This window comes from Victivallis sp., from assembly GCF_048170485.1.
Lineage (GTDB): Bacteria > Verrucomicrobiota > Lentisphaeria > Victivallales > Victivallaceae > Victivallis.
This window is the reverse complement of record NZ_DBEXAY010000284.1, coordinates 1-6,047: the sequence shown is the minus strand read 5'-3', so window position 1 is coordinate 6,047 and position 6,047 is coordinate 1. Positions and strand designations below refer to the sequence as shown.

Here is a 6,047-nt window from a genome sequence, read left to right as displayed (position 1 = left end):
AAAACATCAAATTCAGGACACTTTGTGTTTCGTGCTTTACTTTTCATCAATCTGTGTATATAATATCACATCAACAACTTTGTTACAACGGGAAAAACAGAGAAAAAAGATGGACTTTCAAGACAACAAGGCCAGAACGATCATCGACCCTGTCCATTATTTCAATCCGGAAAAGCAGGAGAATTTCAAAATTCGTACCATTCTGAATAAGATCCCCTGCCAGATAAACTGCGACATTGTCGAATCCGGAACAACAATCGGCAGAAAAGGAGCATTCCATCATCCCTACCCCTTTTTCACCCGGGTTTTCGTCATCGAGGAAGGCTTTGCAAAGTTCCGTTCCGCCGGGGAATCCTGCACCTTGAAGGCCGGCGGCATTTATCTGCTTCCCGCCGGAAAGCCCTTCCTCATTTCGTATTCGGAACGAAAGCTGTACTACTTTCACCTGAATCTCTGCGACAAGGGCGGGCGGAGTCTGTTCTCCCGAAACGATCCTGTCTACAGCATGACAGCACCGGGTCTGTTCGAACTCTTCCGGCAGGGCTTCGCGACAGACAACGGCCTGGCCAAACAGGCGGGCCTCATATGCGTGCTGAATCAGATCATGCCCGAAAAATCACAGACGTTTCAGCAACAGGCGGAGCTCTCCATGGAATTTTCCCTGTTGTTCCAATATCTGGACTCTCACCCGCTGGCGCAGGTCACCATTGAAAAACTGGCAGAACTCTATGGCATCGGGACTTCGGCTCTCTCAAAACGCTTCAGCCGGAAAATGAAAATTCCGTTAAAGCGTTTCCTCACGGAAAAACAGATGTCGCAGGCCTGTGAAATGCTGCTTTACAGCCCGTTGAAAATTAATGAAATTGCCGATAAACTGGGCTATCAGGATCTTCAATATTTCTATCGATTCTTCAAAAAAAATGCAGGGCAGACGCCGGGCGCGTTCCGAAAGAATGCCCTGGCGCAAACCTCGCCATCCCCTGCCCCGCACTCCTCCTGAGCCCCCGGGAAGCATTTTGAGGCAACGTACCATCGGAATGTGTCCGAGGCGGGCGGAATGTGAAATCTCCAGACCGGACAGGGCGCAGGGAGACGACCACACTTCGCCCGATTCAAGCCCGCCTAGAACCGCCGCTCAGCTGCGCCAGATTGCGTCCGAAGCGTCGGAGGGCATCCGCCAGTCGCCGCGCGGCGAAAGCGCAATCGTCCCCACCTTCGGCCCGTCCGGAATGCAGCTGCGTTTGAACTGCTGCTGGAAAAAGCGCCGCAGGAAAATCTTCAACGTCCGCTCGATCGTCTCCTCATCGTACACCCCGGCGAACGCCGCCCCGGCCAGCGCCCGGATCTTCTCCGGCTCCGCACCGTACTTGATGAAGTGATAGAGGAAGAAGTCGTGCAGTTCATACGGCCCGATCAGCTCCTCGGTCTTCTGATTGATCGAACCATCCGCCGAAGCGGGCAGCAGTTCCGGACTCACCGGCGTATCGATCACATCGCGCAGCACCGCCGCCAGTTCCGGCGCCGAACGCTCCGCCGTCGTCTCGATCAGAAAACGGATCAGCGTCTTCGGAATCGAACAGTTCACCGCGTACATCGACATGTGATCCCCGTTGTAGGTGCTCCACCCCAGCGCAATCTCCGAGAGGTCGCCGGTTCCGACCACCATTCCGCCGGCCTCGTTGGCGATGTCCATCAGGATCTGGGTCCGTTCCCGCGCCTGCACGTTCTCGTAAGCGGTATCCAGTTTGGCCGGATCGTGCCCGATGTCCTCGAAGTGGCGGAGGCACGCCGGGCGGATATCCACCTCGCGCAACGTCACTCCGAGCAGTTCGCAGAGCTTCACCGCGTTGCCGCGGGTCCGGCCGGTGGTGCCGAAGCCGGGCATGGTCAGCGCGACGATGTCCGACGCCGGCCGCCCGATCAGGCGACAGCACTCCGACGCCACCAGCAATGCCAGCGTCGAATCCAGTCCGCCCGAAATGCCGATCACCAGCTTTTTCGCCCCGGTATGTTCCACCCGCTTCGCCAGACCGGCGCACTGGATGTCGAAAATCTCCGTACAGCGCTCGCGCCGGTGCTCCACATCCCCCGGCACAAACGGGCGCGGCGGATTGTACGCAAATGCGAAATCCGGCGAACCTTCCACCCGGTCGAGCGGAATCGTGCGAAACCTCTTCCCTTCCGGCAGCGGATTGTCATGGAAACTGCTCTCGCTCAGCCGCGCCGCTCCGAGCCGGTCGAAGTCCACATCCGCCAGCAGCAGCGACCCTTTCCGCGCGAAACGGCGGTTCTCGGCGGCGAGCCGCCCGTTGTCGGCGATGAGCGCATGGCCACCGAACACCACATCGGTAGTCGATTCATGCACCCCCGCCGAAGCGAGCACGTAGGCCGCCAGACAGCGGGCGCTCTGCTGACGCACCAGTTCCCGCCGATACTCCGCCTTCGCGGCAAGTTCGGTTCCGGCCGAAGGGTTGAAGATCGCCCGCGCCCCGCCGAGCGCCAGCAGAGAACTCGGCGGCAACACGCCCCAGAGATCCTCGCAGATCTCCACCGCGAACTGGAATCCCCCGCCGCAGTCGAAGAGCAAATCCGTGCCGAACGGCAGGCTCCGCGCACCGAACGCCACGCTCTCTCCGACGATTCCCCGCCCGGAGCGGAAGTGGCGCTTCTCATAGAACTCCCGGTAATTGGGCAGCAGCGTCTTGGGGACCAGTCCGCGCAGCTCCCCTCCCTGCGCCACCGCGGCGACGTTGTAGAGGGCGTCTCCGCGAAGCAGCGGCAGTCCGAAAACCGCCACCGTCCCCTTCCCCGCGGTCAGCGCGGCGAATTCGACGGCCGCTTCCGCCGCCCGTTCCAGCAGACGGCGCTGGAAAAAGAGGTCGCCGCAGGAGTAGCCGGTAATGCACAGTTCGGGGAAAACCACCGCCGCGGCTCCCGCTTTCGCCGCCTTTTCATACCCTTCCGCAAGTTTCGAAAGGTTGAAGTCAACATCCGCCACCCGGAGTTCGGGGACCACCGCCGCCAGCCGATAAAATCCAAACATCGTTACGCACCGTTATCTCAAACAATTCAAACTGTTTCAACGGCATAATGTACCCGGTCAAACGGCCGGTTGCAAGCAGAAGCGGCGAAAAAATCGTTCAGCCGGCCAGGGAACGGAAGTTGCGCACCTTGTGGAACGTGGTCAGATTGTTGTCATGCGCGCTCTTCGCCCGCCGGTCCCCGGAACGGCTGAGAACCACCAGATCCTCCCCGAAGAACGCCAGCGTCGCGTAGTGGCGCGAACCGTTCTCCGACGGGCCGACCGCCACCATGCCCGCCTCGGTCCAGTTGAGGCAGTCCGGCGAATAGAGCAGCCGGAGGCGGCGACGGTTCGAATGGATTCCATCCGCCTGTGACGCGACCATCCAGTAGAGGCGCGACACCGGGTCGTAGTCGAGGTGAAACTTCATGTTGCCTCCCGGGAACGGGATCAGAAACGGCACCCGTCCATCCGGCAGAAGATAGCGTTCGATCTTCAACGAGCCATCTTCCTGCTCCACGCCCCGGAGTGCGGCGGCGAGATTCTCATATCCGGTGTAGGCGCGCATCAGCAATAGAACCGAGCGGTCGGAGGGGTCGTAGAAACAGCTCGCCGGATTGTGCATGCGCACCACGTTGGTTTCCAGAAGTCCCGGCGTTTCGTACGCGGCGGGGAACCGTGTCGCGCACAGCCCGACCCCCGCCGCCATCGCCAGCGCCGGCCGGGGATCGAACCGTTTTGAAAAGGTCCAGTTCGCCGGGTCGGCCAGATCGGCGTCTTCCGGAGCCGACATCAGGACCGGAGCGACATCCGGCCAGGAGTGATTTCCAAGTGACTGCTCATAGACCGCGTAAACCCGGCCGTTGTGGATATCCACCCGCCCGCAGCTCTGGTGGTGATGATGTTCGCTCTCCAGCACGGCGGGAGTGCTCCAGCTCTCGCCGTTGTCGGTGCTGCGGCTGATCAGCAGTGCACCGCTGTGGCCGAGCATCCACAGGCCGCTCGACGTGCGGAACAGCGTCTCGTGCATCATCGGCAGCCGGGAAGCAGATTCGCGCCAGCTCTCCCCGCCGTCGTCGGAGAGAAAAATCCGGATCTGGTTGCCCGCCTGATAATCACCTGTCCGGGAACGCGGTCCTTCCAGCGCCGCGGTGCCGGGGCCGCCGAGATCCACGGCGGCGATCAGGCGGCGGTTTTCCCCGACCAGAATCGCCGGCGTATAGCAGTAGATTCCGGCGGGATCGGGGGATTCAAACAGGATCTGTTCATCGGCAATGAGTTTCATGGGAAGGACCTTGCGTTTCCGGATTTCTTTCTGTCAGCAGGAGAGTATACTCTCTCTTTTTGGCCTTTGCAACAGAGAAGGGAATTTTTCCGGCAAAAGAGTGTTGAAACATTTCAGAACGTTTCAGCATTCCGGTGTGATTTCCGGACGGGATTGCGGGGTATCACCTGACCCGATAAAAAAACTCCCGCCCGGATTCGTGCCAGGCGGGAGAATCATTCCATGAGGAGCCGTTATTTCTTCTTGAGTTCCGCGGCAATCCGTTTCATCTGCGACGGGATGTCGATCTTCTGCGGGCACTTCTTGAGGCAGACGCCGCAGGAGACGCAGGAGGCCGGGCCGCCCTCGTTCGGCAGAGCGTCGATCGCCTTCTTGAATGCGGCGAAATTTCCGTCGATCTTGTACTGGTTGTACGCGCCAAACACCCGCGGAATCGCCACCTCAACCGGACACGGCACACAGTAGTTGCACGCGGTGCACGGCACCGAATCCACCTTCTGATAGGCGGCCAGCGCCGAAGCGAGCGTCAGCCGTTCCGAGTCCGAAAGCGGACGCAGCGGCGAATAGACCCGCAGATTCTCCTTGAGGTGATCCATGCGGTTCATGCCGGAGAGCACGCAGATCACGTTCGGCAGTGAGGCCACATAACGGAACGCCCAGTCGGCCGGACTCGCATCCGGAGCGGAGGTTTTGAGGATCTTCGTCGCTTCCGGCGTCAAAGTCGCCAATGTACCGCCGCGCAGCGGCTCCATCACGATCACCGGAATTCCGAGCTTCGTCACGATCTCGTACTGCTCGCGCGACCGGTAGTTGTGCCAGTCCAGATAGTTGATCTGAAGCTGGACGAAATCCCACGGATGCGCCTCCGCGATCGTCTTGAGCACATCCGGCGAATCGTGGAAGGAGAAGCCGACGTAGCGGATTTTCCCCTCCTTCTGCATCCGTCTCACGAAATCATACAGTCCACACCGTTTCACCGTCTCCCAGTTGCCGCGGTTCAGCGCATGCAGAAGATAGAAGTCGAAATAACCGGTCCGGCACTTCCGCAACTGCTCCTGAAAGATACGCTCCGCATCCTGAAGGCTCTTGATCGAGCGGACCGGCAGCTTGTCGGCGAGCAGATAGGACTCCCGCGGATACCGGCTCAGCGCCTCGCCGACGAAGAGTTCACTCCGTCCGCCGTGGTAAGGCCAGGCGGTGTCGAAGTAGTTGAGTCCGGCCTTCATGGCGTAATCCACCAGCTTCTGCCCAGCCGCGCTGTCGATGGCGCCGTTCTTCTGCGGCAGCCGCATCATGCCGAAGCCGAGCAGCGGCAGCGTGAGGTCGGTATCCCGGAAACGGCGCCGGGTCAGTTTGCCATTTTCCGTACCGGCGTCCGCTCCCGCTGCGGCGGCACCGGTCTGCGCCGTCAGCCGGGCGAGCGGAGCAAGCGCGGCCAGCGTCAGCGTGCATTTCAAAAAATCGCGTCTATCCATGATTGTCTCCGTCGTTTTCGAAGATTGCTCTTTTCTATAGTATACCCCTTCAATCGGTATGCCGTCAATCCCTTTTTGCGAAAAAAAATCACAGCCATCCCAAAGGAAAAGAAAAAGTTGAAATATGATGGTTCTGGATGCAACTTATATTTCAGCAAAAAAAACAAGGAGCATCCATGAAACCATCAAAGCATAAAATGACCGTATTATCGCAAATTTTCAAGTTGATTCCGCGAAATTTGATTCCGAAACTTGCCAATGAGTT

Annotated in this window: 4 protein-coding genes; 1 reads left to right on the top strand and 3 read right to left on the bottom strand. The window is 59.2% G+C overall.

Features of this window, described 5'->3' with window-relative positions; all coding sequences use genetic code 11:
- Window positions 1-1,000 (top strand): helix-turn-helix domain-containing protein (locus ACMLHG_RS14605; RefSeq protein ID WP_417170971.1); only part of this gene is annotated, 1,000 nt, incomplete at its 5' end.
- A 135-nt stretch (window positions 1,001-1,135) separates the two neighbouring features.
- On the opposite strand, the gene ACMLHG_RS14600 is transcribed toward ACMLHG_RS14605, so the two are convergent.
- The 3 genes from ACMLHG_RS14600 to ACMLHG_RS14590 form a co-directional block, all read right to left on the bottom strand.
- Complete coding sequence (locus tag ACMLHG_RS14600; RefSeq protein WP_417170970.1) at window positions 1,136-3,043, bottom strand: NAD(+) synthase; 1,908 nt, start codon at window positions 3,041-3,043, stop codon at window positions 1,136-1,138.
- Between the two features lie 97 nt (window positions 3,044-3,140).
- Entirely contained in the window at window positions 3,141-4,307 is a 1,167-nt protein-coding gene (locus tag ACMLHG_RS14595) for a hypothetical protein (protein ID WP_417170969.1), read from the bottom strand.
- A 233-nt stretch (window positions 4,308-4,540) separates the two neighbouring features.
- Window positions 4,541-5,782 (bottom strand): aldo/keto reductase, encoded by a 1,242-nt coding sequence (locus tag ACMLHG_RS14590; protein WP_417170968.1) that lies wholly within the window; start codon window positions 5,780-5,782, stop codon window positions 4,541-4,543.
- Between the last annotated feature and the right edge of the window lie 265 nt (window positions 5,783-6,047).

What these genes read in the sequence shown, in the direction of transcription:
- ACMLHG_RS14600 (WP_417170970.1), bottom strand. Translation starts at nt 3,043, where the DNA reads ATGTTTGGATTTTATCGGCTGGCGGCGGTGGTCCCCGAACTCCGGGTG.
- ACMLHG_RS14590 (WP_417170968.1), bottom strand. Translation starts at nt 5,782, where the DNA reads ATGGATAGACGCGATTTTTTGAAATGCACGCTGACGCTGGCCGCGCTT.
- ACMLHG_RS14595 (WP_417170969.1), bottom strand. Translation starts at nt 4,307, where the DNA reads ATGAAACTCATTGCCGATGAACAGATCCTGTTTGAATCCCCCGATCCC.